General features: G+C 30.0%; 38 protein-coding genes and 1 pseudogene. 5 read left to right on the top strand and 34 right to left on the bottom strand.

Annotated elements, in window-relative coordinates:
- Positions 1-63 precede the first annotated feature (63 nt).
- The 25 genes and pseudogenes from ACXYRN_RS03580 to tpiA form a co-directional block, all read right to left on the bottom strand.
- Positions 64-1,002, bottom strand: a complete 939-nt coding sequence (locus tag ACXYRN_RS03580; RefSeq protein ID WP_458597232.1) for an L-lactate dehydrogenase — start codon at positions 1,000-1,002, stop codon at positions 64-66.
- A gap of 147 nt (positions 1,003-1,149) precedes the next feature.
- Entirely contained in the window at positions 1,150-1,590 is a 441-nt protein-coding gene (gene rplO, locus ACXYRN_RS03575; protein WP_458607691.1) for a 50S ribosomal protein L15, read from the bottom strand.
- Positions 1,590-2,300 carry a 30S ribosomal protein S5 gene (gene rpsE / locus ACXYRN_RS03570; RefSeq protein ID WP_458607690.1) on the bottom strand — a complete coding sequence of 237 codons (711 nt, stop codon included), beginning with the start codon at positions 2,298-2,300 and terminating at the stop codon, positions 1,590-1,592. The genes rplO and rpsE overlap by 1 nt, the downstream gene beginning before the upstream one ends.
- A 2-nt stretch (positions 2,301-2,302) precedes the next feature.
- Positions 2,303-2,653 (bottom strand): 50S ribosomal protein L18, encoded by a 351-nt coding sequence (rplR, locus tag ACXYRN_RS03565; protein ID WP_458597229.1) that lies wholly within the window; start codon positions 2,651-2,653, stop codon positions 2,303-2,305.
- A gap of 12 nt (positions 2,654-2,665) precedes the next feature.
- Complete coding sequence (gene rplF / locus ACXYRN_RS03560; RefSeq protein ID WP_458607689.1) at positions 2,666-3,208, bottom strand: 50S ribosomal protein L6; 543 nt, start codon at positions 3,206-3,208, stop codon at positions 2,666-2,668.
- A 10-nt stretch (positions 3,209-3,218) separates the two neighbouring features.
- Positions 3,219-3,614, bottom strand: a complete 396-nt coding sequence (gene rpsH, locus ACXYRN_RS03555; RefSeq protein ID WP_435130154.1) for a 30S ribosomal protein S8 — start codon at positions 3,612-3,614, stop codon at positions 3,219-3,221.
- Between the two features lie 2 nt (positions 3,615-3,616).
- Positions 3,617-3,802 (bottom strand): type Z 30S ribosomal protein S14, encoded by a 186-nt coding sequence (locus ACXYRN_RS03550; protein ID WP_435130152.1) that lies wholly within the window; start codon positions 3,800-3,802, stop codon positions 3,617-3,619.
- Entirely contained in the window at positions 3,802-4,347 is a 546-nt protein-coding gene (rplE, locus tag ACXYRN_RS03545) for a 50S ribosomal protein L5 (protein ID WP_458597228.1), read from the bottom strand. The genes ACXYRN_RS03550 and rplE overlap by 1 nt, the downstream gene beginning before the upstream one ends.
- A 2-nt stretch (positions 4,348-4,349) precedes the next feature.
- On the bottom strand, positions 4,350-4,685 hold the full coding sequence (gene rplX, locus ACXYRN_RS03540; RefSeq protein WP_458607688.1) for a 50S ribosomal protein L24: 336 nt from the start codon (positions 4,683-4,685) through the stop codon (positions 4,350-4,352).
- An 11-nt stretch (positions 4,686-4,696) separates the two neighbouring features.
- Positions 4,697-5,062, bottom strand: a complete 366-nt coding sequence (gene rplN / locus ACXYRN_RS03535; RefSeq protein ID WP_435130145.1) for a 50S ribosomal protein L14 — start codon at positions 5,060-5,062, stop codon at positions 4,697-4,699.
- On the bottom strand, positions 5,062-5,331 hold the full coding sequence (rpsQ, locus tag ACXYRN_RS03530; RefSeq protein ID WP_435130142.1) for a 30S ribosomal protein S17: 270 nt from the start codon (positions 5,329-5,331) through the stop codon (positions 5,062-5,064). The genes rplN and rpsQ overlap by 1 nt, the downstream gene beginning before the upstream one ends.
- A gap of 1 nt (position 5,332) precedes the next feature.
- Positions 5,333-5,527 carry a 50S ribosomal protein L29 gene (gene rpmC, locus ACXYRN_RS03525; RefSeq protein WP_458597227.1) on the bottom strand — a complete coding sequence of 65 codons (195 nt, stop codon included), beginning with the start codon at positions 5,525-5,527 and terminating at the stop codon, positions 5,333-5,335.
- Entirely contained in the window at positions 5,527-5,946 is a 420-nt protein-coding gene (rplP, locus tag ACXYRN_RS03520) for a 50S ribosomal protein L16 (protein ID WP_435130137.1), read from the bottom strand. Before rplP ends, rpmC begins: the two co-directional genes overlap by 1 nt.
- Positions 5,924-6,598: a 30S ribosomal protein S3 gene (gene rpsC / locus ACXYRN_RS03515; RefSeq protein ID WP_458607687.1), complete on the bottom strand. Its 675-nt coding sequence runs from the start codon at positions 6,596-6,598 to the stop codon at positions 5,924-5,926. Before rpsC ends, rplP begins: the two co-directional genes overlap by 23 nt.
- Positions 6,598-6,939: a 50S ribosomal protein L22 gene (gene rplV / locus ACXYRN_RS03510; protein WP_458597225.1), complete on the bottom strand. Its 342-nt coding sequence runs from the start codon at positions 6,937-6,939 to the stop codon at positions 6,598-6,600. Before rplV ends, rpsC begins: the two co-directional genes overlap by 1 nt.
- A complete protein-coding gene (rpsS, locus tag ACXYRN_RS03505) occupies positions 6,939-7,217 on the bottom strand; it encodes a 30S ribosomal protein S19 (protein ID WP_458607686.1) in 279 nt (92 codons plus the stop codon). Before rpsS ends, rplV begins: the two co-directional genes overlap by 1 nt.
- Positions 7,217-8,062 (bottom strand): 50S ribosomal protein L2, encoded by an 846-nt coding sequence (gene rplB / locus ACXYRN_RS03500; RefSeq protein WP_458607685.1) that lies wholly within the window; start codon positions 8,060-8,062, stop codon positions 7,217-7,219. The genes rpsS and rplB overlap by 1 nt, the downstream gene beginning before the upstream one ends.
- 170 nt (positions 8,063-8,232) lie before the next feature.
- A complete protein-coding gene (rplW, locus tag ACXYRN_RS03495) occupies positions 8,233-8,646 on the bottom strand; it encodes a 50S ribosomal protein L23 (RefSeq protein ID WP_458607684.1) in 414 nt (137 codons plus the stop codon).
- Entirely contained in the window at positions 8,646-9,482 is an 837-nt protein-coding gene (gene rplD, locus ACXYRN_RS03490; RefSeq protein WP_458597223.1) for a 50S ribosomal protein L4, read from the bottom strand. Before rplD ends, rplW begins: the two co-directional genes overlap by 1 nt.
- A gap of 137 nt (positions 9,483-9,619) precedes the next feature.
- A pseudogene (gene rplC / locus ACXYRN_RS03485) lies at positions 9,620-10,279 on the bottom strand (50S ribosomal protein L3); the annotation flags it as partial.
- Between the two features lie 18 nt (positions 10,280-10,297).
- Positions 10,298-10,606: a 30S ribosomal protein S10 gene (gene rpsJ, locus ACXYRN_RS03480; RefSeq protein ID WP_458607683.1), complete on the bottom strand. Its 309-nt coding sequence runs from the start codon at positions 10,604-10,606 to the stop codon at positions 10,298-10,300.
- 189 nt (positions 10,607-10,795) lie between these two features.
- Positions 10,796-11,134 carry a thioredoxin family protein gene (locus ACXYRN_RS03475; protein ID WP_435130113.1) on the bottom strand — a complete coding sequence of 113 codons (339 nt, stop codon included), beginning with the start codon at positions 11,132-11,134 and terminating at the stop codon, positions 10,796-10,798.
- Between the two features lie 10 nt (positions 11,135-11,144).
- Complete coding sequence (locus ACXYRN_RS03470; protein ID WP_458607682.1) at positions 11,145-12,116, bottom strand: hypothetical protein; 972 nt, start codon at positions 12,114-12,116, stop codon at positions 11,145-11,147.
- Position 12,117: 1 nt separating this feature from the next.
- Entirely contained in the window at positions 12,118-13,782 is a 1,665-nt protein-coding gene (locus ACXYRN_RS03465; protein ID WP_458607681.1) for a ribonuclease J, read from the bottom strand.
- Between the two features lie 128 nt (positions 13,783-13,910).
- Positions 13,911-14,645 carry a triose-phosphate isomerase gene (gene tpiA / locus ACXYRN_RS03460; RefSeq protein ID WP_458607680.1) on the bottom strand — a complete coding sequence of 245 codons (735 nt, stop codon included), beginning with the start codon at positions 14,643-14,645 and terminating at the stop codon, positions 13,911-13,913.
- Positions 14,646-14,750: 105 nt separating this feature from the next.
- Between tpiA and recU the strand changes: the two genes are divergently transcribed.
- A complete protein-coding gene (recU, locus tag ACXYRN_RS03455; protein ID WP_458607679.1) occupies positions 14,751-15,239 on the top strand; it encodes a Holliday junction resolvase RecU in 489 nt (162 codons plus the stop codon).
- Here the strand turns inward: recU and ACXYRN_RS03450 are convergent.
- The 9 genes from ACXYRN_RS03450 to ACXYRN_RS03410 all read right to left on the bottom strand — a co-directional run bounded on the left by ACXYRN_RS03450 (position 15,236) and on the right by ACXYRN_RS03410 (position 22,811).
- Entirely contained in the window at positions 15,236-15,517 is a 282-nt protein-coding gene (locus tag ACXYRN_RS03450; protein WP_435130097.1) for an HU family DNA-binding protein, read from the bottom strand. The two genes, recU and ACXYRN_RS03450, sit on opposite strands and share 4 nt — an antisense overlap.
- Before the next feature lie 81 nt (positions 15,518-15,598).
- Entirely contained in the window at positions 15,599-16,255 is a 657-nt protein-coding gene (locus ACXYRN_RS03445) for a chromate transporter (RefSeq protein WP_435130094.1), read from the bottom strand.
- Positions 16,255-16,842 (bottom strand): chromate transporter, encoded by a 588-nt coding sequence (locus ACXYRN_RS03440; protein ID WP_458607678.1) that lies wholly within the window; start codon positions 16,840-16,842, stop codon positions 16,255-16,257. Before ACXYRN_RS03440 ends, ACXYRN_RS03445 begins: the two co-directional genes overlap by 1 nt.
- Positions 16,843-16,880: 38 nt before the next feature.
- The gene (locus ACXYRN_RS03435) at positions 16,881-17,384 is read right to left on the bottom strand and encodes a hypothetical protein (RefSeq protein ID WP_458597215.1); all 504 of its coding nucleotides are present in this window, start codon (positions 17,382-17,384) and stop codon (positions 16,881-16,883) included.
- A 137-nt stretch (positions 17,385-17,521) separates the two neighbouring features.
- Positions 17,522-20,068 carry a preprotein translocase subunit SecA gene (gene secA / locus ACXYRN_RS03430; protein WP_458607677.1) on the bottom strand — a complete coding sequence of 849 codons (2,547 nt, stop codon included), beginning with the start codon at positions 20,066-20,068 and terminating at the stop codon, positions 17,522-17,524.
- A 30-nt stretch (positions 20,069-20,098) separates the two neighbouring features.
- Entirely contained in the window at positions 20,099-21,034 is a 936-nt protein-coding gene (gene tsaD, locus ACXYRN_RS03425) for a tRNA (adenosine(37)-N6)-threonylcarbamoyltransferase complex transferase subunit TsaD (protein WP_435130082.1), read from the bottom strand.
- Entirely contained in the window at positions 21,034-21,570 is a 537-nt protein-coding gene (locus ACXYRN_RS03420) for a tRNA (adenosine(37)-N6)-threonylcarbamoyltransferase complex dimerization subunit type 1 TsaB (RefSeq protein ID WP_458597213.1), read from the bottom strand. The genes tsaD and ACXYRN_RS03420 overlap by 1 nt, the downstream gene beginning before the upstream one ends.
- A gap of 7 nt (positions 21,571-21,577) precedes the next feature.
- Complete coding sequence (gene tsaE / locus ACXYRN_RS03415; RefSeq protein WP_458597212.1) at positions 21,578-21,967, bottom strand: tRNA (adenosine(37)-N6)-threonylcarbamoyltransferase complex ATPase subunit type 1 TsaE; 390 nt, start codon at positions 21,965-21,967, stop codon at positions 21,578-21,580.
- Complete coding sequence (locus ACXYRN_RS03410; protein ID WP_458607676.1) at positions 21,954-22,811, bottom strand: DegV family protein; 858 nt, start codon at positions 22,809-22,811, stop codon at positions 21,954-21,956. Before ACXYRN_RS03410 ends, tsaE begins: the two co-directional genes overlap by 14 nt.
- A 38-nt stretch (positions 22,812-22,849) precedes the next feature.
- Between ACXYRN_RS03410 and tapR the strand changes: the two genes are divergently transcribed.
- The 4 genes from tapR to ACXYRN_RS03390 all read left to right on the top strand — a co-directional run bounded on the left by tapR (position 22,850) and on the right by ACXYRN_RS03390 (position 26,555).
- The gene (tapR, locus tag ACXYRN_RS03405; RefSeq protein ID WP_458597210.1) at positions 22,850-23,428 is read left to right on the top strand and encodes a TyrS-associated PheT N-terminal domain-related protein TapR; all 579 of its coding nucleotides are present in this window, start codon (positions 22,850-22,852) and stop codon (positions 23,426-23,428) included.
- On the top strand, positions 23,428-24,663 hold the full coding sequence (gene tyrS / locus ACXYRN_RS03400) for a tyrosine--tRNA ligase (protein ID WP_458607675.1): 1,236 nt from the start codon (positions 23,428-23,430) through the stop codon (positions 24,661-24,663). The genes tapR and tyrS overlap by 1 nt, the downstream gene beginning before the upstream one ends.
- A gap of 137 nt (positions 24,664-24,800) precedes the next feature.
- The gene (locus ACXYRN_RS03395; protein WP_458607674.1) at positions 24,801-25,457 is read left to right on the top strand and encodes a LemA family protein; all 657 of its coding nucleotides are present in this window, start codon (positions 24,801-24,803) and stop codon (positions 25,455-25,457) included.
- Positions 25,458-25,466: 9 nt separating this feature from the next.
- Positions 25,467-26,555 carry a hypothetical protein gene (locus ACXYRN_RS03390; RefSeq protein ID WP_458607673.1) on the top strand — a complete coding sequence of 363 codons (1,089 nt, stop codon included), beginning with the start codon at positions 25,467-25,469 and terminating at the stop codon, positions 26,553-26,555.
- The last annotated feature ends 67 nt before the right edge of the window (positions 26,556-26,622 follow it).

The raw sequence follows: 26,622 nt of genomic DNA, 5'->3' as shown, positions 1-26,622 counted from the left end.
GCCTATGTTTAAGGCTTAAACGATTTTTTAATACATTAAAGTGGGAAATTCAGGTATGTGTTATTACATTACTGACTTAATTGCAGCTTTAATAATTCCTACTGATCTAGCAAATTTTTCTTTTTCTTTATCGTTTAATTTAATTTGCACAATTTGCTTAATTCCTTGACTTCCAACAACTGCTGGAACACCAATTACAACATCACTAGTTTCGTATTCTCCATTTAATAATACTCCTAGTGGTAATACAGCATTTGCATCTTCTTGGATGTATCTAAGAATTTGTGCTAAACAAGCACCTATTCCATAATAAGTTGCTCTTTTTCTTTCAATAATTTTATACGCTTTGGTATAAACAGGTTTTTCAAGTTCTTCGATGTAGTTTGAAGCATTAATTCCTGTTTTTGCTTCAAATTCTGAGAAAGGTAATCCGGCAATTTTAAATGTTGAGAAGTTTACAAGTGATGAATCCCCATGTTCTCCAAGCACAAATGCTTCAATATTGTTGGTTGAAACACCTGTTTTCTTTGAAAGTAATTGTTTCAGTCTTGAAGTATCAAGGATTGTTCCTGATCCAATAACTTTTTTAGGATCAAATCCTGTTTCTTTCATATATACATATGTCATTACATCAACTGGATTTGATGCAATAAGAGTAATTCCTTGGAATCCACTTTCCTTAATTTGTTTAGCGATATCTCTCATAATAAGAGCATTATCTTGAACCATTTGTAATCTAGTTTCACCTGGCACTTGTGGTCTTCCTGCTGTAATAACTACTACATCTGCATCTTTTGCATCAGTATAACTTGCTGCAAAAACTTCAAATTTACGAACTGATGGAACAATAACATCTTCTAAATCTAAAACATTTCCGTCTCTTGGTCCATCGAATTTGTCTATAATACCATATTTAGCAGCTAATCCTTGATTAATTGCTGAATATAAGAATGAAGCACCAACTGCTCCGGCACCAACTAAAATAACTTTTGTTGCTTTCATATAAAACTCCTTTAAAATGTATGCTATCCTATTATACTATTTTTATGGTATTAATAACTTATTTTTTTATTTTTATTTTGCTTTATTTTGTATGCAAGAGTTTGATAATAAAAAAACTAATACATTTAATGTATTAGTTTTATGTTATTATAATTCAACTACTTTTCCACCATTAGCTTTGACAGCTTCTTTTGCTGCTTGCGAAGCTTTATTAACAGTTACAGTTAAGTTTTTGCTTAATGTTCCTTTCGCTAAGAGTTTAATAGGTAGATTTCTTTTTACTAATCCTTTTTCAAATAATGATTCAATAGTAACTTCTGAGTTATTTTCATAATGTGTTTGCAGTTGATCAAGGTTAATGATTTGGTATTCAATATGGTTTACATTAGTAAATCCGCGTTTTCCTAAACGACGGAATCACGGAGTTTGTCCCCCTTCAAATCCTAATCTATGTCCTTTGCGCTTGTTTTGTCCTGATTGACCTTTACCAGCTTGTTTTCCTTTACCAGCAGCATGTCCACGACCTTTACGGTGCTTGCTTGGTCTTGAACCTTCTGTTGCTTTAAGAGTATGTAATTTAATTGACATTATCTTAAGTCCTTTACATCTTTATTTCTGATTTCAGCTATTTGTTCTGGTGTTCTAAGTTGTCTAAGTGCTTTAACGGTTGCTTTAACAGTGTTAGTCTTTGAACGAGAACCATATGTTTTAGTAACAATATCTGAATAACCTGCTAATTCTGCGACAGCACGCACTGTACCTGAAGCAATCAATCCTTTCCCTTTAGAGGCAGGTTTTAGCATAACCTTTGATGCTAAGAATTTAGCATAGACTTCATGTGGGATAGTAGGTGATTTTGAATCAAAAGGAACTGAAATAAGGTTGTTTTTCGCATCTTTAATTGCTTTTTTAATGGCATCTGGAACTTCATTAGCTTTTCCGTGTCCATAACCTACACTACCTTTTTTATTCCCTATTACCACAAAAGCAGAGAAACTAAATCTTCTTCCACCTTTAACAACTTTGGTAACACGAGCAATATCGATTACTTTTTCGCTGTATTCAGAAACTTCTTTATTGGGACGATTGTCACGGTTTGCTGGTTTTTTAAAACGGTTTTCTGTTTTTGACCCACGGTTTGGTCTGTCAGTTGCATTTGTATGAACTGGTTTTTGTTCTGATGAGTTTGATGGCTTGTGGTTAATATTTCTGCGAGGTCTAACTTCCTTAGTTCCGGTTGTTGGTCTGACAACCTTATAATCTTTTTTAGGTTCTTTATTTTCTTTTTGGTTTTCCATAACTAGAATTTAACTCCTTTTGCTCTAACTGCATCTGCAAATGCTTTGATTCTTCCATGATATAAATATCCACCACGATCAAAAACAACTTCTGAAAGATTAAGTTTTAAGATTTTTTCTCCCATTAAATCGCCTAATTTACTTGCAGCAGCAATATTTCCACCATATCCTGGTAAAGATAAAGTGGATGCTGATGCTAATGTAACTCTTTTTGAATCATCGATTAGTTGCGCATATAAGTTTTGGTGTGATTTAAAAACATTTAAACGTGGTTTGCTTGCACTACCAACAATGTAATGACGGGCACGATTATGCTTAAGTTTACGTGCTTGATTTCTTGATAATTTCGCCATATTTGCTGCTTACTATTTAGAAGCAGTTTTCCCTTCCTTACGTCTAATTTTTTCACCTTTATATGAAATCCCCTTACCTGAATATACACTTGGGGTTCTTACTGCACGAATTACTGATGCAAAACGCCCAACACTTTGCTTGTCAATACCTAAAACTGAAACTTCGGTTTGTTTAGGACTAACTACAACTTTAACATCTGCTGGAACTGTTAATGAAACAATATGACTGTATCCAGCTGATACATCTAGCTTATTTCCTGTTAAAACTGCTTTGTATCCAACACCCTTAATTTCAAGATCTTTTTGAAATCCTTTTGAAACTCCTAATAACATATTTGCAATATGTGCATTGGTGGTTCCGTGTAGTTGTTTAGTAATTTTTTCTTCGTTTGCACGAACGGTTGATACTTTATTCCCATCAACATGAATTGAAATAAGTGGACTGAATTTTCTTGATAAAGTTCCTAATGGACCACTGATAGTCACAACATCAGCATCCATTTTAAAGGTTACCCCTGCAGGAATAGTTAAAACACGATTTCCAACACGAGACATATCCTAAACCTTATCAAATGTAGGCAATAATTTCACCACCTACATTTTCCTTTCTTGCTTCTTTTCCAGTCATTAAACCTTTAGATGTAGAAATAATTACAGTACCATAACCTGAAATAATAGAAGGAATTTCATCTGATTTAACATACACACGTAAACCAGGTTTCGAAACCCTTTTAATCCCAACAATCGCTGATTGTCCTTTTTTATATTTTAATGTAACTACAATTTGCTTATCTATACCTTCACCTTCAACTGCATAAGAAGCAATGTATCCTTGTGATTCAAAAAGTTTTACAATTGCTTCTTTTTTCTTAGAAAAAGGAATTGAAACGGTTTTATGTCTACGCGCGTTGGCATTTTTAATACGAACCACTAAATCTGAAATAGGATCTGTTATAAACATAATTATCAACTCGCTTTCTTCATACCTGGAATTTTACCTTCATGTGCTAAGGTTCTAAAGCAGATACGACATACTTTATATTTTCTTAAAACCGCATGTGGACGTCCACATAATTCACAACGTGTATAAGCACGTGATGAGAATTTAGGATGACGTTTTGCTTTAACAATTAATGCTTTTCTCGCCATTATTTAGCTCCTTTTTTCTCGAATGGTACACCTAGTAATTCTAATAAACTACGTGCTTCTGCATCTGTGTTTGCTGTAGTTACGATTAGGACATCAAGTCCTTTAATGCGACGAATTTTATCAAATTCAATTTCTGGGAAAATAATTTCCTCTTTAATCCCTAAAGCAAAGTTTCCTCTTCCATCAAATGCTCTAGGATTTGCTCCACGGAAATCGCGAATCCGTGGCATCGCAACATGAATTAATTTTTCTAAAAAGTCTCACATACGCCCTCTGCGTAAAGTAACTTTACCTCCCATAGGCATCCCTTCACGAAGCTTTCATGAAGCATTTGACTTTTTAGCTTTGGTTTGAAATGGTTTTTGTCCTGAAATAATGGTTAATTCGTTTAAAACTTCTTCGATTGCTTTTGAGTTTGAAACCTCTTTACCTGCAGTCATATTCAATACGATTTTTTCTATTCTTGGAACTTGCATTATTGATGAGTATTGGTATTTTTCTTTTAAAGCAGGAACTGCTTTTTTAACATAAACATCTTTTAGCATAATTAATTAATATCCTTATTGGTTTTTTTAACAAATCTTACTTTTTTACCATCTTTATTAATTCTATATCCAAGTTTTGAAGCAATGTTTGGTTGTGATTTTGTGGCTTTTTTTGCTAAATAAGCAACATTTGATACATGAATTGGAGCAGCCATCTCTTTAATTGAACCGTCTTGATTTTTTTGGCTAGGTTTGTTGTGTTTAGTTACAATATTAACATCTTTGATGATAACACGGTTTTGTGAATGTAATACTTTTTCAATAGTTCCAGTTTTACCTTTTTCGCTTCCAGAAATAACTATAACTGGATCATTTCTTTTGAACTTAATTTTTGACATAAATTAACTCCTTATAAAACTTCCGGTGCTAATGAAACTATTTTTGGAAACTTGTCACGTAATTCACGAGCAACTGGTCCAAATACCCGTGTTCCTCTTGGTGTTAAATCTTCTTTTAAAAGTACTACAGCATTATCATCAAAACGAATATATGAACCATTATTACGGTGTATTCCATATCTTGAACGAACTACAACCGCTTTCACAACTTGACCTTCTTTTACCATTCCAGTAGGAATAGCTTTTTTTACAGAACACACGATTATATCACCGATATTAGCAACTTTTTTCTTTGCCCCACCTAAAATACGAATTACACCGATTTCTTTTGCACCTGAGTTATCGGCAACATTTGCTTTTGATAATTCAATTAGCATTATTTATTTCCTTCTAAGGCTTTCTCTTTAATTGAAACCAATCTGAAGTGTTTAGTTTTAGAAAGCGGTCTAGTTTCCATAATAACTACCACATCATTTAATGCTGCTTGATGATTTTCATCATGTACTGCAAATCTTTTAGTAGATTTAAAACGTTTTGCATAAAGTGGGTGCTTTTTAAAAGTATCAACAGCAACAATAATGGTTTTAGCAGCTTTCCCCGCCGAAACAACTGTTCCTGTTAATGTTTTTCTAGTATTTCGTTCCATATTATTTTGTATCCTTTTTTTGGTTTAATGCTGTGAGTGCTTTTGCAATATCAGTTCTTAAAACTTTAATTTTGTGTGTTTCTTTCAAATCACCAGTAACATTACGGTATCTAAGAGTGAATAATTCTGCTTTTAATTTAAGCACTAATTCTTGTAATTCTTGCTTTGACTTCTTTTGTAAATCTTTAAAAAGCATTATTGTACTCCTTCTTTTTTAACAATTTTTCATTTAACTGGTAATTTATGTCCAGCTAAACGAAGGGCATCGCGAGCCACTTCTTCAGAAACTCCACTTACCTCAAACATCATTGTATTAATTTTAACTGCTGTATATCATAGTTCAGGAGCTCCTTTTCCTGAACCCATACGAACCCCAATTGGTTTAGAAGTTTTTGAAAAGTGAGGGAAAATACGAATAATAACTTGTCCTTCACGACCCATTCTACGAGTAGCAGCAATACGAGCTGACTCAATTTGACGTGCAGTTACTCATGCAGATGTAACTGCTTGTAAACCATATTCTCCAAAATTAACTGTGTTTCCTTTGGTTGCTTTACGTTTGTCATGTTGAACCACAAATGGTTTACGATATTTAGTTCTTTTTGGTTGAAGCATGTTTATCATCTCCTTCCAAAATTTCACCGAGTGAAATTCAAACCTTAACCCCAATTGCTCCATAAGTAGTGCGAGCAGTTGCTGTTGCATAGTCAACATTTTGTCTTAAAGTATGAAGACGCATTTCTCCATCAGAATAACCTTCTGTACGAGCCATATCAACACCATTTAAACGTCCTGATACCATTGTCTTAACACCTTTGGCTCCAGATTTTAAAGCAGCACGCATTGCTATTTTTTGTGCTTGACGGAAACTGTCACGATTTTCAAGCTTAGTAGCAATCATTTCTGCTAATAATCTTGCATTTAAATCTGGTTTTTTAAGTTCAACAACTTGAATTCTAAGGTTCAAGTGTTTGTTTTTTACGAATTTTTGAACCTTTAATGTAAGTTCTTGGATGTTTTTACCTTCTTGACCTAAAACTGCTGCTGTTTTTGCAGTGTGCAAGAATACAGTAACTTTATTATCTTTATTTCTTTTAATTTGAACTCTACCAATTTGATATTGACGCACTAATTTATCGAAAAACTTATAGATTTTAGCATCCTCAACTAAATAATCACCATAATTTGCTTTTTCAGCAAATCATACTGTATTGTGTGCCTTAGTAATTCCATAACGGAACCCATTTGGATTAACTTTTTGTCCCATTAGTTTCTCTCCTCTAAAACAATTTTAAGGTTTGATGTGCGTTTAAAAATTGAATAAGCACGACCTTGGCTTCTTGGTTGAAATCTTTTAAGAGTTGGTCCTTCATTAACATAAACTTCTTTAACAAATAATTTTGATGCATTCATTCCGTGGTTGTTAGTTGCATTTGCAATTGCTGAGTTAAGTAGCTTCATAAAAATTGGTGCTGATTTTTTTGATGTGTTTCTTAAAAGCCCTAAAGCAATTGAAACATCTTTTCCTCTAAATAAATTAGCCACTAATTTTGCTTTTGAACTACTTACTCTTTGAAGTTTAACACTTGCTATAGCTTGTTGTGCCATTATTTCTTCTTACCTTTATCTGTGCCGTGACCTGAAAAAGTACGAGTTGGAGAGAATTCTCCAAGTTTATGTCCTACCATATCATCGGTTACATATACTTCGATAAATGATTTTCCGTTATGAACTGCAAATGTTAATCCAACGAAACTAGGGAAAATTGTTGATCTTCTTGATCATGTCTTGATTGGTTTTTTAGGTGCTTTTCCTTCAACGATTGCATCAACTTTTTTAAGTAAGTGATCGTCTGCAAAAGGTCCTTTTTTCAAACTACGTGACATTATTTAGCATCCTTTCTTCTTCTTAAAATAAGTTTATTTGAAGATTTCTTTGTTTTTCTGGTTTTCACACCAAGTGCTTTTTTACCTCAAGGAGTAAGTGGAGCTTTACGACCAACTGGTTGTTTTCCTTCCCCTCCCCCATGTGGGTGGTCTACTGGGTTCATTACTGAACCACGTACGGTAGGTCTAATTCCTTTATGTCTATTGATTCCAGCTTTACCAACATTAACAAGTAAGTGTTCTTCGTTACCTACTACACCAACGGTAGCACGACAACGAGCTAAAATACGACGTGTTTCACCTGATTTAAGTTTTAACACTACATATTTTCCATCATCATCCTTACCAAGAATTTGTGCAGAAGTACCTGCACTACGAGCAATAATACCTCCACCACCTGGTTGCATTTCAATGTTATGCACGAATGTACCCTCTGGGATAAATGCTAATGGTAGTGCATTCCCTACTACAATATCAACATTTTCTCCTGAGAGAACTTTTTGACCTAAAATAATCCCTTTAGGTGCTAAAATATATCTTTTTTCTCCATCTGCATATGCTAACAAACAAATATTTGCTGATCTGTTTGGATCATATTCAATTGTTTTAACGACAGCAGGGATATTATCTTTGTTACGTTTAAAATCAATGATTCTGTAGAATCTTTTGACACGTCCTCCACGATGTCTAACAGTGATCTTTCCTTGATTGTTACGACCAGCATGGTTTTTTAAATTTACCAACAATGATTTTTCTGGTTCGTGACCTGAAAGATTTGTTTTAAAATCTAATGAAGACATATTTCTACGACCATTGGTAGTTGGCTTATAATGTTTTAATGCCATTTATTTTGTCTCCTTGCTTAAAAATAGTTGCGGATCTTTCTTTTAAGCAGTAATTTCCGCTCTGTAAACTTAATAAATTAATGAATATCTTTTTCATTCATTAATTATAAGAAGATTATTCACCACCGATTTTACGTTTTGTGGTAGTTTTCTTAGCAACTGAAGCAGTTTTAGTTGCTACTGTTTTTTTTAGCAGCTAATTTTTGTGCTACTTTTGCTTCAACATCGGCTGATTTTTTAGCCTTTGCTGCTTTTTCTTCTACTTTTTGTTGTGAATTATCATCTGCTTTTAATTCACTTTCGTTAGGCAAGTAGTTCATGGTTTGTCCATCTTTTAAAGTAACCATTGCTTTCTTATAACGATTAGTGAAACCATGATAACGTCCTACATTCTTTGCTTTTTTATTAACTTTTATTGTATTTACACTTTCAACTTCTACTTGAAAAATTGTTTCAATCGCTTCTTTTATTTGGTATTTATTTGCAGCATAATCAACCTTAAAAACATATATATTGTTTTTTGTTCTTAAAATATCTGTTTTTTCTGAAAGAATAGGTGCTTTAATAACTTTAGTTAATTCCATTATTTAACTCTACTTTCTAGCAATTTAAGACTTTCATTTGAAACGATTAATACATCTGCTCCAATTAATTGTTCAACTGATAAAGAGTTTGCTTTTGATGTTGAAACATTTTGCAAGTTCGCAGCAGATTTATATACAATAGGACTTTCAGTAACGATTAATATACGTTTTAAGTGATCTACTTCTAATTCCTTTAATTTTGCAACTAATGCTTTAGTTTTGATTGCATCTAATGATAAATCGTTAATAATAACTGCTTTATCATTTGCTAATAAGGTTAGTGCAGAAACAAATGCTGCAAATTTAACTTTCTTATTAACTTTAAGTGAATAGTTTTTGTTTGCTTGTGGTCCAAATGCTCTACCACCACCTACTCAAATTGGTGATCTGGTTGAACTATGACGAGCTCTTCCTGTCCCTTTTTGTCTTCATGGTTTTTTACCACTTCCGCTTACTTGAGCACGGTTTTTAACTTGGTGTGTGCCCTGTCTTCTTGATGCTCTTTCGGATAAAATGGTATCAAAAACTGCTTGGGTGTAAATTTTTTCAGAACCAAAAAGTGATTTTGGTAATTGTGCATAAAAGTCTTTTTTAACAACAGTTTCTTTTACAACAGAAATCTTTGCTGACTTAGGAGCAGATTTGGAAGTTGTTTTTGTTTGCTTTGATGTTTCATTGGTAGATTTAACTTCTTTGTTTATATTTGTTTTTTTAGCATCTGAATTTGTTTTCTTTGAAGTTGATTTAGAAGCAGGCTTATTTGCTACTTTTTCAGCTGGAGTTTTTTTAGTTACAGGTTTTGTGTTTTCAGTTTTTTTGCTTTTAGTTTCAGCCATAACTATTTTTCTCCTTCCTTAGCCTCTGCTTCATCAATCAATGCCTTAAGTTGCACAGATGTCATACCCACAGAAACCTCAATATTATATTTTTTAGCATGTTCGATTAATTCATTCATTAATTGCACTTCTGCTACATTAACTAATTTAACTTCTTTATGATCTGGTAATCCTTTTACTGCTTTACGAATCATAACAAATGATTTTTTAGGGCCTGGAATTGAACCTTTTACTAATAAAATATTATTATCAGTATCAACTTTAATAACTTCTAAGTTTTGCACTGTTGTTTTTGCATGTCCTAAATGACCCGGCATTGTCATGCCTTTAAAAACTCTGTTACCTGAAATATCTCCAAGTGAACCTGTTTGTCTTACTGGTTGTGAACCACCACCACCACCGTGAGATTTAGGCCCAATAGCTTGGTTGTGACGTTTAATAGTTCCTGCAAAACCTTTACCTTTTGAGATACCGGTTACATCTACTAATTCACCTGATTTAAAAATGTCAACTGTGATTGTTTGTCCAAGTTCATAACCTGACATATTACGAACTTCTTTTACGAAGCGCTTAGGTGTTGTGTTTGCATTTTTAAAGTGTCCTGTAAGTGGTTTGTTGCTACGACTTGACTTTTTATCAAAAACTGCTAATTGAGTCGCTACATAACCGTCTTTTTCTACAGTAAGCACCTTAGACACAACATTTGGTTGAACTTCCACTACTGTAACTGGTACACTAGCACCTGTTTCAGTAAAGATTTGAGTCATACCAACTTTACGTCCTAAGATTCCTTTCATTTGATCTCCTTAATTAAATTATTTTTGAACTTTTACTTGTAAAAGCACACCAGCAGGTAAATCTAAACGATTAATTTTATCGGTTAGTTGTGCTGAAGGGTTCTTGATTACAACTAATCTTTGGTGTGTTCTACTTTCAAATTGTTCACGACTAGTTTTGTTGATGTGAACAGATCTTAAAATAGTAACTTCATCTCTTTTAGTTGGAAGCGGAATTGGACCACTAACATCAGCTTTTTCTTCTTTAGCTAACAAAAATAATTTCTTTGCTGCTAAATCAACTAATGCATAGTCAAACCCTTTAACTTTGATGTTTAATTTACTCATTAAATGTTGTCTCCTTGTTCGATTTTTGAACATAACTCCCTATAAAAACCTCAACCGTCCTCAACAACAATGACGATTAAGCAACCTTATAGATCAATGTTATAGTTGCTTTTCAATTATAAAGCAAAAATAAAAATACAGAAATCAAAAATCCTGTATTTTTTCTAACAACGGATGTTGGTGTATCAACTATGAAATTCTGTTTTCTATTCACTCTGAAAGCACTTCTTCGGGGACATATTCAAATGCTTTTTCAACTATTTCAGTACCGTTTAGTAAAATCATTGTAGGAACCTTTAGCACTTTTCATTCGGTATCTGGGTTTCTAAATAATTTTGCTTCTTCAGCATCCACATGAATAAATTGTACCTTAGTTTTTTCATATTTTTTTGCGATGCGATCTAAGGTAGGTTTCATCATTTTACAGTCTCCACATCAACCTGTTGTGAAAATCAAGAATGTTAAATCATCTTTTTGCTTGCTTTCAATAAGTTTTTTAGCATCATCTCATAATAATTTGTCAAACATAATAACTCCTTTAATTAAAATCTAATTTATCTAGTTCATCTAAGAAATCTTCATTTTGTTGTTGTTGAATTATTGAAGTTTCAACAGCATTTTTAAGCAGTTGATTCACTATTTGCTCATCAACTCTTGATAGTATACTCTTTTCTAGTAATTTAAAAGATGTTTTTTTGTAATCTATATCATAAAATTTTGCTGCTTTAAATAAAAAATCAAGATATTTTTCAAAATGAGTAGTTGATAAATAAAAACTTTTATGCGAATTTATAAATTTCTTATATTGCTGAATATTTCACTTATTTTTCTTGATAATTAACTTGATATCAAGGATATATAAACACAAAAAAACGACTATACCTATTAATAATAAAATTAATAATAAACTTGATAATGTAGGTAAATAAAACAAATTAATAAGTGTATCAAAAACAACCCCAACATTATTATAAATTGAAATATCTTCAATAGTTACTTTTTGTTTCGATGTCATAAATTTTGCATATCAACCGTTTTTAAAAATATGTGCAGGAAGCTTTGTGTTAAATTCTACATCATGATTGTATATATAATGCAGGATTAAATGAGTTAAGATAACAAAAAACAAAAAGAGAAATAGTAAAATTTTCAACATTCAATTTTTAAATGCAACAAAATCTATTTTATTCACACGAGATGTTCAACTGATAGCTTTCTTTTTAGTAAATAAAGTAAAAATTCATACTAATATCGCTAAAAATCCAAACAATAATGCAAAAAAGATGCTATTTCCAAATAAAAGCCCATATGTATATAAATATGTTCATTGCAGCCAATTAGGTAAAATTTTTGATACATATAAAGCACAAAAAAGCAGACTTATAAGGTAAAAACTCAAAATTAAAATTAACTTTCAAATTTTGAGTTTTTTTTCTAAAGTAATATGGTTGCTAGGTAAAAATTCAATGAATTTTAAACCTAGCGAATTAAATAATTTACTTTTTTTCATATTATATAGTTGTTAGTGAAAAAGCGATCATTGGATCTTTATCAGTTATTTTAAAGATTCTTTTTCTTACTGTTTTTCTGACTTTTTCATTGAATTCACGCATTGTAGTAAAAGTTTTGGTATTAATAATTTCAATAATTGTATCTTTAATCAAATCATTTATTCTTGGTTGCTCTTGCACATCGATAACACCTACATAATTGATATGTAATTGTCCAATAATTTTCTTGGTTTTTGCTGAATAAAGCGAATTAATAATAATTACACCTTCGCGACCTAAAACTTCACGTTCTGCTAAAACTTCTGATGAAATATCCCCGACACCAAAACCATCTATAATGGTATCTCCAACATCTTTAATTTTACCATTATGTGAAATTAATTTTCCATATGCAAAATGTGCAACTTTTCCGTTTAATAAAACAATCGGATTAACTTCTTTTGCTAAATTTTTATCTTCTTTTATGTATGTAACTAAATCTACTAAATAACGATACAACCCTTGAGCAGGTAGTAAAACAGTGGGTTTAAGATTCTTAACCAAATTAAATACATCTTCTTTACTCGGACGACAATAAAAATATTCTTTTTCAGAAATATCAACTAAATTTGATGTCCTTTTTGCAATTTCATCTAATGTTACAGCTGCAAGCGATTCAAGACCGTTAACTGGAGGAGCAATCATAATTACACTATCATTTGAATCTATTTTTAAATATACATCTTCGTTATTAAGAATTCTTATAAAACGGGTATATAAACGTTCAATAGCACCAGTTACAAGCACAACAGCATTTGGATGCTTACTAATTTGTTTGTAATCAATTATTTCGGGGAACTTAAAATCTGGACTTATTTTTGCTTGAATTTGCTTCATTAAAAATAACAAATCTGCGTATGCTTTTCCATAAGGTATTACTGGACGATTATATTTATTAGCAAGTTCTATAATCTGCTGCATCGATACCATATCTTCACTATAACCACCTACTATTATTTTAGTATTTGGTTTTGCAAATCTAAATGTTTTTTCTACACTATCAGGTAGATATAATTTTTCAATTGCTCTACCACCACCCTTATCTTTACCTGCATCAGTAACCAATGCATTAATTTTACGTTTATTAAAAAGTTTTGGTAAATGTAAAAATCAAGTTCTACCAAAAATTCCTAAATCACCTTCAATATAATTAAACATAAACACATAATCACCATTTGGTGTAATAAAATCAAAACCTAAGTTACCTGGAGCGCTTCCTGGTAGTCCGATAGGTTGCACAAGTATGTTTCCAATTTTCTTACGGTCTGATAGAGCAATTAATTTATACGAATCATTTTTAATATTGTATTTATTAAGGCGTTCTTGGATGATTTGTTTATTTATAAAAGATGTATAAATTTTTAATCCTGGTATTTTCATTAAAAGTCACGGAAGTGCAGAAAAACTTTCATTACGAATATCTGTAATAAAAATACCTTGAATTTTTTTGCGATGTTTTTCTAAAAAAGTAAAATCAGGAATTAGTGTATCAACACCATTATTAGAGTTAATTGGTATTTTTACACCTGCATTTACAACATATAAATCATCGTTGTAGTCTAAAACATAACAATTTTTACCGTTTTCATCTTGCCCACCTAAAGCAAAAATATTTACTTTTTCCATTTGTCTCCTATGCTTATTCAATATAAATTCTTAATTTTAAAATAGTATATCTATTATAACAAAACAAAGTTAATTTTTATTTTTTTAATGATATTACAATAAAAAAGGCATAACTTATTATGCCAATCTTATTTAGTATTTTTCAATAAATCAATAAAACTTTTAAGTTCTAATGAAGCACCACCAACTAAAAATCCATTGATATCAGGTTGTTTAGATAATTCTGCTATATTACTTGGTGTAACACTTCCACCATATTGCACTACCACATCTTTTGATGTGATTTCGTGGATATATTTACAAATATCTTGTGCTATTTCAGGTGTTGCAACCTTTCCGGTACCGATAGCTCAAATTGGTTCATATGCGATAACTACTTTTTTCAAATCTAAATCTTTTAAAGAAACTTCAAGTTGCTTTTTAATAACTTCTTTGGTTTGTCCTGCCTGATATTGCTCAAATGTTTCACCAACACATATAATTGGTTTTAAATGGTATGAAATAACTTGTTTTGCTTTTACATTTACTAACTCGTCTGTTTCAAAATGATATTTACGTCTTTCTGAATGTCCTAAAATAACATACGATACATCTAAATCGATAAGCATACTCGCAGATGTATCACCTGTATAAGCACCTGATTCATATGGTGAACAATCCTGTGCTGCTAAGCGAAATTTTTCAACTGTATTAACAACAAATGAACATAAATTAGCAGCAGGTACAGCGATACCAAATTCAATGTTTTTTGGTAATAATTCATTGTTAGAAAAATATCAATCACCAAATTTCTCAAAAAATTCCTTGGATTCTGAATAAGTTTTATTCATTTTTCAATTACCAATAATAAGTTTTCTCTTCATTTAACTCCTTTAAAGTATTTTACAGTATTTTTAAATTATTTTTATAAATAAGTTTATTTTATGTTCTGTTCTAGTTCATTAATGTATTTTAATTATAAATAAAATATGAATAAAAATCGTGGAATGTTTTTAGAATCAGTTTTGAATAAAACGATAGATTATTATTGAAGACATAAAATTGCTTATATTGAAAAGAAAGGATTGGATGTTACATTAAAAACAATAACTAAGGAAGGTAAGAAATTAGTAGTAAGAGATTCAAATATTTACAAAAAAAGTACTGTTGATTACATCGGCTGCTATAAAGGTATTTTTGTGTGTTTTGAAGCAAAAAGTTGTAACGAAGATCGCTTTGATTTAGCAAACCTTAAAGAACATCAAATAGATTATTTAAATAATATCAATTCAAATGGAGGGATAGCTTTTGTTGTTATATTTTTTTCACATGTAAATCGTTTTTTTAAAATTTACACAAGGTATTTATGTAAATTATTTAAAGAGGGTATACATTCAATTAAATTAGATGATGTAATAAAAAATTCCAAAGAACTTTCTTTAGAATTTCCATGTATTTTAAATATACTGGATGACTAAGCTTTTAAATCGACTAAATCTCTTAAATATTTAGAAGGTTTATATTTAATCACACGTTTTTGTGGAACAACTTGCTCTTCTTTTGTAAATCTGTTTACTATTGTACGTTGTTTTTTAACCACTGTAGAGAAAATACCTAAGTGTGATAATCTAACTGTGTCTTCTGCAATTAATTGTTCTTTAAGGACAAAAACCATTGCATCAAGTACTTTTTCAACATCTTTTGGTGATGTCTCTAATCTATCAGCAACTTCCAATAAGAAATCTTTTTTTGTCATTTATTCTCCTTGTTAAATAAAATATAGGTATATTATAATACTTTTTCAAAAAAATGCCTATATTTTAGGGATAAAAGTTTTTTAACTGCCTGAAAAAGGAATTGCAAACAAAAAAAATGAAATAGCTATATTTATAACAATAATTAAAAATAATGAAAACTTTTTCTTAGCAAGATAATATGAAAACAAAATTCCTATCGGGACATATATTTTTAATAATATATTTCGATATCCAACAAAAAACACTTCTTTTTTTTCTATCGCATATTTAGCCAGCGATTTATTAAATGACACTTCAGGGACAAAGATAGCTAAAAATAACTGTAATGCGAGAGATAAAATAATTCCAGCAACAATTGGACGCATAATAATTAACATATTTTTTACAAATGTATTAGTTTTGAACTTATTAATATATTTCATTGCTAACACCATAATAATAATTGCAGGTAAGCAAAAAATAAGGTATGTTAAAAACATTGCTAAATAACCCCATCATTGTCCGTTTGCTATTATATAACCTGTAAAAAAAGCGAATTTTGTTGAAACTACGCCAGGGGTAGAATTTGCAACAGTGAATATTGTATTAATATGGTCATCATTAATATTTGCACCAAAGTTTTGTGCCAAAAACATTCATAATCAACGAAAGATTGGCATAAAAACTTGTCCTCCACCAAATACTGATAAGGAAATTAAAATCAAAAAAGGTAGAGCAACTAAAAAAGCCAAAATCATTATTTTCTTCCTAATTTAATTTGTTTTTTCTTTTTTCATAAAATCAAAAAAATTATTGAATATATTAATAAAACTAAAAAAATTGCTACTACCGGAATGTTATATGGTGCCGGAACAAAAAAACTATATGAAAATGCAAAGATAAAAATAGTAAGTCATAAAGGCATAAAAATTGCTTTATTTGCTTGTTTAATAAATCTAATTGCAAATTCCAACAAAAATGCAATAATCGCCACTAAAACACCTACTGATAGGATTCTTACATACTGAATTGGTATTTTATTAACTAAAATTAAAAAAGCAAAAGCAAGTAAAACATGGGGTAAAATTGCTATAAGTGTAATTAATGTTCCTTTTCATTTACCTAATAAATGAATTGATATATATGAAAGTGTTTGAATAACAGAAGCGCCTGGCAATAAATTGGTAACAATGACAATGTTTTCAAACTCTTCAAGTGTAATTCAGTTTCTTTTTTCAACTGCCTCTCTTTTAATAATAGGCATTAAGGCATTGCCTCCACCAAAACCTATAAAAGTAACTTTCAAAATAAATAAAATTAATTGTGTAATATTAACTTTTCTCATAATTATTTAAGTAAAAAAGCATACTATGTGTATGCAATTTACTTTTTCTTTAAATTATCTGAGAATTTTTCAAATTCAGAAGCTAAATCTTTAAAAGTTGCAGTTTCACCTGGTTTTAATGTTGAGCAATTTCCTTTACATTCTGGTTTTTTACATTTTGGACATGTTGATTCAGGTCTTTTAAGTTTGCATAATCCTTTGCAATCTGTTTTACCACAATGTGGACAGGTTTGTGATTTTTGTAATTTACATTCTCCCTTACACTCTTTTTTTTCACAGTGTTTGCAAACTTCTTCTTTTTTCATTTTACATTCACCACGACAACCTAATTTACCACATAATGGACAAACATGTGCTTTTTGAAGTTCGCATTCACCTTTGCAACCTACCTTACCACAATTTGGACAAGCAATAGATTTTTCAGTAGTTTGTTTGTTTAAATGACATTTGACATCCTTGCAAGTAACAGCATTATGAGAATGTGTTTTATTTACCTTACATTCTCCTTTACATCCTATTCTTCCACATGAACACTTTTCCATAATTATTCTCCTTTATTAAAGTTCGTTATATTGAGATTTAATTTGCAATATTTAATGCTCTATAATTTTACTATATTTAGATAATAAAATAATTAAAAAGCGAAAAAATGCCGTTATTTTATTAATAAAACAGGTTTTTAGTTTTTTGATAAATCCGAATTTTGATTTTCAAGCATTTCCTGCTGTTTTATTTCTTCAATTCTTCTGACAACAGAATAATATAAATCAACTAACTCTTGTTCTTGTTCTTCCAATGTTTTATAAGGATCTAAACTAAAATTATTTTTAACTTGTAAAAATACTGGGTCTGAAAGCATTTCTTTGGTAATAAGGGATTTTTTGCCAACATGATTTGAGAAAATACTTAACATAACATTGTATGCTATATCATCTAGTAATGCTTCAAAAAGTTTAGTTCCTTCATCGGTGTAAATTTGATAAGGATTTTTTTGCGAGTATTGAACCAAATGCACATTTGAACGCAATTTATCCATACGGTTGATATGAGTTTGTCATTTATTATCTAAAACCCTTAGGATTGTAGCACGTTTTAAATCAACTAATTCTTCGTGTGATGTTTTTTCGGTTGCATTCTTAAGTCATTCTTGATATACACTTAAAATAATATTAGAAACATAATCTGGTAAATCACTTTCATGAATCGCACTGATTTCTTGTAAATTAAATTCAAACTTAACTAACTGACCGATATTAGCATTTAAAAAACTTACTAAACCTTCATAATTATAAATTTTATTATGAAGTTGATATTCACCACTTTTCACTATTGCACGAGCTGATGAAGCAATCATTCTACGAACAATAAAATCAATATTAGGTGAACCCAAAATTAAATCACGCTGTGAGTAAATCAAATCTCTTTGCTGACGAATAACATCATCATAATGCAACACTGATTTACGCGAATCATAATTCAATCCTTCGATTTTCTTTTGGGCATGATTAAATGCGTATTTAGTATTTTTATCAGTTATTTCGCTTCCATCTTCGCTTTTGAAAGCATCTTTAAAAACATCAAAGGTTGAAAAACGACGCATTAGTTGATCATGCATAGAAATAAAGAATTTACTTGTTCCGATATCACCTTGTCTACCAGAACGACCACGCAACTGATTATCAATTCTTCGCGATTCAGCTTTTTCGGTTCCTAAAACATACAATCCACCTAATTTTAATGCCTCAGGTGATGGTTTGATATCGGTTCCACGACCAGCCATATTAGTAGCAATTGTAACTGATTTAACACTACCTGCCTTTGAAATAATTTCAGCTTCTTGAGCATTTTGTTTTGCATTCAAAACTGTATGTGGAATCCCTTTATGAAGTAGCATTCGGTGCAATAATTCAGATTCTTCAATCTGTGCAGTTCCTACCAATACTGGTTGTCCTTTATGATAAAGTTCTGCTATTTTTTCAACAACTGCATTTCATTTATCTTCATAACTTCCATAAATTGAATCAGGTTCATCAATTCTGGCGATAGGTTTATTTGTGGGTACCACATTCACTCGCATATTATAAATATCAATAAATTCTTGTTCTTCAGTTTTTCCTGTTCCTGTCATTCCACATAGTTTTTTAAACATTCTAAAGAAGTTTTGGTATGTTATTGTCGCTAAAGTCTTGGTTTCCGCTTCAATTTCAACCATTTCTTTTGCCTGTATTGCCTGTTGCAATCCTTCGGAATAACTACGACCATCCATTATCCGGCCAGTAAAACTATCAACTAGTTCGATTTTCCCTTCACGTACTATATATTCAACATCAACACGCATAATTTTATGGGCACGCAAAGCATTCTGAATCAAATGTATATGTTCAGAATTTTCGATGTTATAAATATTTTTAGTTTTATAAAAACGATTTGCTTTAGCAATTCCTTGGTGAGTTAAAGCAACAGCCTTTGATTCGTCGTCTATGATATAATCATCAGGGCCTAGGGTACGAACAAATTGGTCTGCAGAAAAATAAGTTGCTACATCTTCTTGTTCACCCCCTGAAATAATTAAAGGTGTTTTTGCCTCATCGATTAAAATTGAATCAACCTCATCAATTAAGCAAAACTGAAGCCCTCGCTGAACTTTTTCAGCAACATTTTGCACCATATTATCACGTAAATAATCAAAACCTAATTCTGAATGCACTGAATAAGTTATATCGCACGCATAAGCGGCTCGTTTGTGATCGGGATCTAATTGTGCTTTATTTATTCCTACGGTTAAACCTAAAAAGTTAAAAACTTGTCCCATTTCTTCAGCATCACGCACTGTTAAATATTCATTAACTGTTGAAACAATAGCGCCTTTACCCAATAAGGCATTTAAATATACAGGTGCAATTGAAGTTATCGTTTTTCCTTCACCTGTTTTCATCTCAGCAACAGAACCTAAATCTAATAAAAGTCCACCTAAAATCTGAACATCAAAAGGACGCTTACCTAAAACCCTTTTGGTAGCCTCCCGCGAAACCGCAAAAACATCATTACGAATTTCTTCTAATGTATGTCCTTCTGCAAGAAATTTCTTGAAAATTTCTGTTTGTTTTTTTAGTTCTTCATCACTAAGTTGTAAAACATATTTTTCAAGTTTATTTATCTGTTTTAAAGCACTTTCTGCAATTCGCATTTCAGTTGTTTTAAAATCTAACATCTTTGATAAATTCATATTATTTAATTATACTTAATTTGTTATTTTTTAATATATTTTATTTGTAAGTCTTATATATGCTGCTTGTGCTATCATAGCTGCATTATCTGTTGCATATTTTAATTTTGGTATGATAGTATTAGGGTGTAATTTAACAAATTCTTTGCGCAGTTCTGAATTCGCCGAAACTCCACCACCTAAAATTAATGTTTTAACTTTATATTGGTTCAATACAGCAGTTGTTTTTTCACACAAATATTCTATCGCTGTTTTTTGAAAACTTGCAACAACTTGGTTTATATCAATATCAATATTTTTCATTTTTTGATTATTTATATAATTCAAAACCTGTGTTTTTAAACCACTGAAGGAAAAGTCATATGGATTTTTAGTATGTGGTTTGCTAAATTTTATATATTCACCTTGATAAGTTTGTGAAATCTTATCAATTAAAACACCACCAGGAAAACCTAACCCAGATTTAACGGCAACTTTATCAAAACATTCTCCAACTGCATCATCCAATGTTTCTCCAATAATATCAAAATCAAAAACATCATGAGCAAGAATAAGTTGTGTGTGACCTCCCGAAACAAGTAAACATAAAGCAGGGAATTCAACATCTTGATCAATTGTTGCTGAAAACAAATGTCCGTGCAAATGATTAATTGGTATAGGCAATTTATTAATAGAAAGTGCTATGGCATAGGCGAATAAAAAACCAATTTGTAAGGTTCCTATTAATCCGGGTTCCTTTGTATAGGCAACGTAATCTATTGTCTCAATAGGATATTTATTAAAAATTATTTTTTGTAAAACAGCAATGTTCTTAACATGTTCTCTGGAAGCTAACTCTGGGATTGTTCCACCATATTCTTTGAAAATATCAATTTGTGAAATTGTGGATAACTGTAAAATTTTACCATCTTCTAATATTGCTAATGATGTATCGTCATGTGATGTTTCGATACCTAAAATACGCATTATTTACTTCCTATTTGTGGTTTTTTAATATATGTAGGTTCAACTTCTAATGGATGTTTTTTTGTAAAAATGTGTTGATAAGCAAGGAATTTGGAAATAACTTTCTGGTAATTAATGTTATCAAGGGTTATATTATCTGTTGCATCAATAACTTTAGTGCTTTCAAAGATATCTTCTGTTTTTAAGAACATCTGTTTATCAAAAAAATAAACTTTTTTTCCTTGTGCATCGGTGTAAAAAGTATCTTTATCATTCTGCATCATCAAAAGTTCAAATGTCGTAGTTGTATAAAAATCAATATTATTAGCCAATGCTAGTGTTCTAAAGAAAACAAAACCAACTCGAACTCCTGTAAAAAAACCAGGACCTAAATTTATATATAAACCATTAATTTCATTAATTTTTATATTAAAATCATTGAAATATTTAACTATTAAATCTATCTTTTTTTTATAATTTTCTAAAATCACTGATTTTATTAAATTAAAATTAAGGTCAAATAATGCGATACAAAAATCTTTTCCAGTGGTATCCAAAAATAAATTATACAATTTCAATTTTATACTTTCTTGTATTATCAAAACTTATGTCAACTTTTACATATGCATCAAAAAGTAAATTCTTTTTTTCCGGTCATTCAATAGCTACAATATTGTCATCAAAGTAATCTTCAAATTCATCAATATCACCTTTATATGTATATAAATCAATATGAACTAATCCGTTATAAACTTTCATATAATTAAAACTAGGTGATGTAATATTTTCTTTTATTCCTAATAACTTACCTAAAACTTGTACAAAAGTTGTTTTTCCTGCACCTAATTCACCAGATAACAAAAGATACTTTTTTAGTTTTATTATAGGTAAAAAAGTTTGAATATTCTCTTTTAGTTGTTCTAAATCGTTAGCAAAAAAACTATATTCTTTCATATTCTTTCAACGAATCAACAATATTTTCACCTGTCCCAATTACTATCGCTTCTGGCCCAGTATGAATAGCAACAACAGTAGGGATTGGAAAAACTAGAATGTTACCATCATAAGAATTTTTATAATAATCAATAATTTCTTGATCAAAATCACCATTTGCTGTTAAAAGAACTAAATCTCGGTTTTCTTTTAACTCTAATTTGCGGTTAATTTCATCAAAAACACTTTTTAAAAAGATTCTCCCTTTTCCTTGTTTAACTAATTTACCCTCACGAAAACGAATTAATGGAACTATTTTTAAAAGTTTTGCTAAGGTTGCTAATGCTGGTGTTAAACGACCTCCACGAACTAAATAATCATTATATTTAGGTATCAATGTAATATCTAAACTTTTATTTCAGTCGGATACATTTTTAATCGATAAGTCTACATCGTTGCTCAGAGCAAACTCTTTTTTAAATCTTGAAACTTGATCTAAGACTGTAAAAGAAAGATTTAAAGAAGCAACCACCTTAAGTTTAGGAAATTCCAGCTCAAGATTTTTTAAAATCTGATATTGGCCCGATAAATGCATTGAAATAGGGAATACAACTAAATTTTCATATTCATTAGATAATTGGGCAAATAAATCACTTGCATAACCAATTGGTGTTGCAGATGTTAAAACATTTTTAGTATTCTTATTAAATACTGTAAACAAATTGTCTTTAGTTATTTCAATACCATCTTGATATGATTTTCCATCTATTTGGATAATAAGTGGTAAATAATAAAATCCTAGTCTTTGTGCTTGTTCTTTTGTCAGCCCACTAGAGGAATCAATAATAATTGCTAGTTTTTTCATACTTATCTATTATAATAAAAAATGTTATAATGTTAAATATGATTATATGTAATAATTTAAATAAGTTTTTTTCTAATACATCTATTATATTCGTGGATGCAAAAGTAGTTATAAATAAACAAATTAGAACACAGAATGCAATATTTTTCATAGATTTGCAAAACAATGTAAATTCAATTAATCTGCTTGATAATAAGTTGCTTGATATTAAGGAAAATCAAAGTTATTTTACTTTAAACACAGAGCAAAAAAGTATATTGATGCAAATTGCTAAAACAGAAGGTCTTGTTATAAAAGATGAACAAAAATTTATTTATGGAGAAATTATAGAAAGAAATAATCATCCTAATAGTGATAAATTATACATTCTTAAAATAAATATAAATAAAGATAAATTAATTCAAATTGTAACAAATACAGCTGATTCACAGGTTGGTAAAATAGTAGTTTTAGCACTTCCTGGAACAGTTATTAATGATGGTAGCGCTGTTTTATTAAGCAAACTTTTAGATGTTGAAAGTTTTGGGATGTTATCGGGTTATAAAAGCCTAGGATTAAATGGTGATGGTTTAATTTTTGGAACTAAAAACGATATCGGAAAGGACTTTGGATTTTAATGAAAAATATATTAAAAGAATTAAATAATCGTGGTATCTTAAAACAACATAGTAATATTGATAAATTTAATAATTTAACTACAAATGATGCTGTATATGCTGGATTTGACCCTACTGCAACTAGTTTGCATTTAGGTAATTATCTGCAAATTTTAACCTTACTTCGTATGCAAAAAGCAGGATGAAAGACCGTTGCAATCCTAGGTGGGGCTACCGGGATGATTGGTGATCCTTCGTTTAAAATCAATGAAAGAAAACTGCTTAATGAAAAAGAATTAATAGAAAATAAAAATAAAATCAAAATGCAGCTTGAACATTTTGGATTATGTGTAGTAGATAATTATGAATTTTACAAAGATATGAATTTAATTACTTTCTTAAGGGATGTAGGAAAATTAGTTAATGTTGCATATATGTTATCAAAGGATTCAGTTGCTAATAGAATTGAAAACGGATTAAGTTTTACTGAATTTTCTTATCAATTAATTCAAGGATGAGACTTTATTCGTTTATATCAAGATTATAATGTAAAAATTCAAGTAGGTGGTTCTGACCAATGGGGAAATCTTTCAACTGGATTAGAAATGATTTCAAAAAAAATAGGAAACGATCATCAAGCATTTATTTTTACAACTAACTTATTAACAGATGAAAATGGAAATAAATTTGGTAAATCAACTGGTGGTGGAAGTTTATGACTTGATAAAAATATGACTAAACCTTATGATATGTATCAATTTTTATATAAGCAACCAGATAGCCAAATTGAAAAACTTTTAAAATGACTAACATTTTTATCACTTGATGAAATCGAGAATGTTATGCAAAAACATATTAAAGATCCAGCAAATCAATATGCTCAAAAGGTTTTAGCATACGAAGTTATAAAAGACATCCACAGTGAAAATGATGCTAAAATATCGCAAGCAACAAGTGAAATTTTATTTAATAAAAACTTTGATATCACAACTTTATCAATAGATATAATCACTTCTTTAAAAAATCAAATTCCTACTTTAACTGTTAAAAAAAATAACAATATCATAGAATCGTTGATTGAAAAAAAATTAGTTCACTCAAAACGTGAAGCTCGTGAATTTATTGAAAAAAAAGCAATTAAAATAAATAATGTTGAAGTGAATTTACAAACAACTTTTCAATCCAAGCTTTTTGATGGGAAGTTTGCTTTATTACATATCGGTAAGAAAAAGGTATTTTTGATAGAAATTCTTTAGAATTTACACATTTTTCTTCTAAGTAGAAGAAAATTACTTCACAAAAGTCTCTGCAAATATTTGCTTTGACTTTTTAAATTTTTATGCAAATTTTGTATAATATAACAAGTTATTATGACAAATAAAGAAAGGACAATATGGCAAATTTAGTTAATAACAGAGAAGCACATCATCCAGATGGATTTCAACCAAATGTAGATTCAAGACCTACTGCTGCAACAACATCAACAGCATCAAAGGTAATTTTCTGAATCCTTGGAATTCTTCTTCTATTTAGTGGTGTAATTTATTATTTTGTAAAAAGAAATAGTTTTAATAGAATGCAATTACAAACAAATGAATCGGCTTCAACCATTGATGTGTTCTTAACACAACGTTATGACACATTAAACAAACTTGTTGAAATTACAAAAAGTTACAGCAAGTATGAAAATGAAACACTTACACAAATTGCAAAAATGAGATCATTAGTAAGTCAAGGTGGAGTTGCTAATGCAAATGAAATCGAAAAGCTTAACACAAGTGTTTTCGGAAGATTGATGGCAGTTTCTGAAGCATATCCAGAACTAAAAGCAATGGATGCTTATAAAGAATTAATGAATCAATCAACATATTTAGAAAGAGAGCTTCAAGCAGCAAGAAGACTATATAATAAAGATGCTAACATCTTTAATAAAGAGATTTTCACATATCCTGCTTCAATTATTGCAGCGATGTTAAAGCTCGAAACTCTTCCTTTATATGCAGCATCTGAACAACAAAAACAAGATGTTTCAATGAAAGGTTTATTTTAATAATAAATAGTGAGAGTTGTTCGCGATTATCAAAAGTTTGCTGATTATAAAAATAAAGCAGACGAAAAACTTCTACCAATTGTTACAACAGTAGTAAATAACATACTAACTCCTGAAGTAATGAATGATTATAAAAAAGCATTTAAAAAATTCTGAGTATCTCTTTTAAGTACTATTATACCTGGTGTTGTATTCTTAATAATCGGTGCCATTATTATCAGTGTAGTAAGTAATGGTTTTATTCCTTTTTTTGTTTTTTTAATCTTATTCATTATTTCTATTCTAATTGGTGTTATTTTAGGTGCTGTCTATTGAAGAAAATTTTATCATTTTAGGGTTAATTTAGCTCATGTATTAAAACAAAACTTAAACCAAGAAGCACTATATGTTGAATCATTTAATATCCTTGATGACGAAATGGATTATATACCAACAGAAGAAAGCACTGACTTTAAAGAAGCATTTAGACATTGTCAAGTTAGCAAAAAGGATTTACATAGATTTACAGTTGGTATTCCTGGTGGGGCATATATATCAGAAGTTAAAGAACCAAAACATTGTTTATTAATGAAACACTATCCACTTTCTCTTATAAATGTCCACTGAGTTTATGAAAGAAGAGATAGTAAAGGTAATCTAACTGAAGAAAAACATTACTATACCGGTATGCTTAAAATAGATACAAGATATCTTGAAGATAAAGCAATGGTATTTACATTAATGGTTGGAAAACTTGCTAGTGGTAGTGGTTTACAAAAAATTCAAATGGAAAACAAAGAATTCAACAAGTATGTTACACCAATGATAAACGATAGATTTAAAGCCACAATGATGTTTACACCATTATCACAAGAATTAATGCTTAAGCGTCTTAAAGATACCCAAGGTTCAAAAATTAAAAGATTTAATGTTTTTTCTACTGGAGATTTTATCTACTTAAACTATAATGTTGATTTTGGGTTTATGTATCTTAATGTCCCACTTCGTTTAAAAAACAAAGAAATAGTAATTAATAAAATTTATAACGATCTATTAATTGACACTTATACTTTATACTATATGCTTTCATTCATTAACATTCCAATTTACTTACAATAAAATAAGGTTTGCTAAAGTAGGACAAAAAGATTAACAATTAATTCTGTTAATCTTTTTGTTTTATTAA

It is taken from the genome of Mycoplasma sp. 4423, from assembly GCF_054353855.1.
The sequence above is the reverse complement of the archived record's forward strand: the minus strand, read 5'-3'. Positions and strand labels throughout refer to the sequence as shown.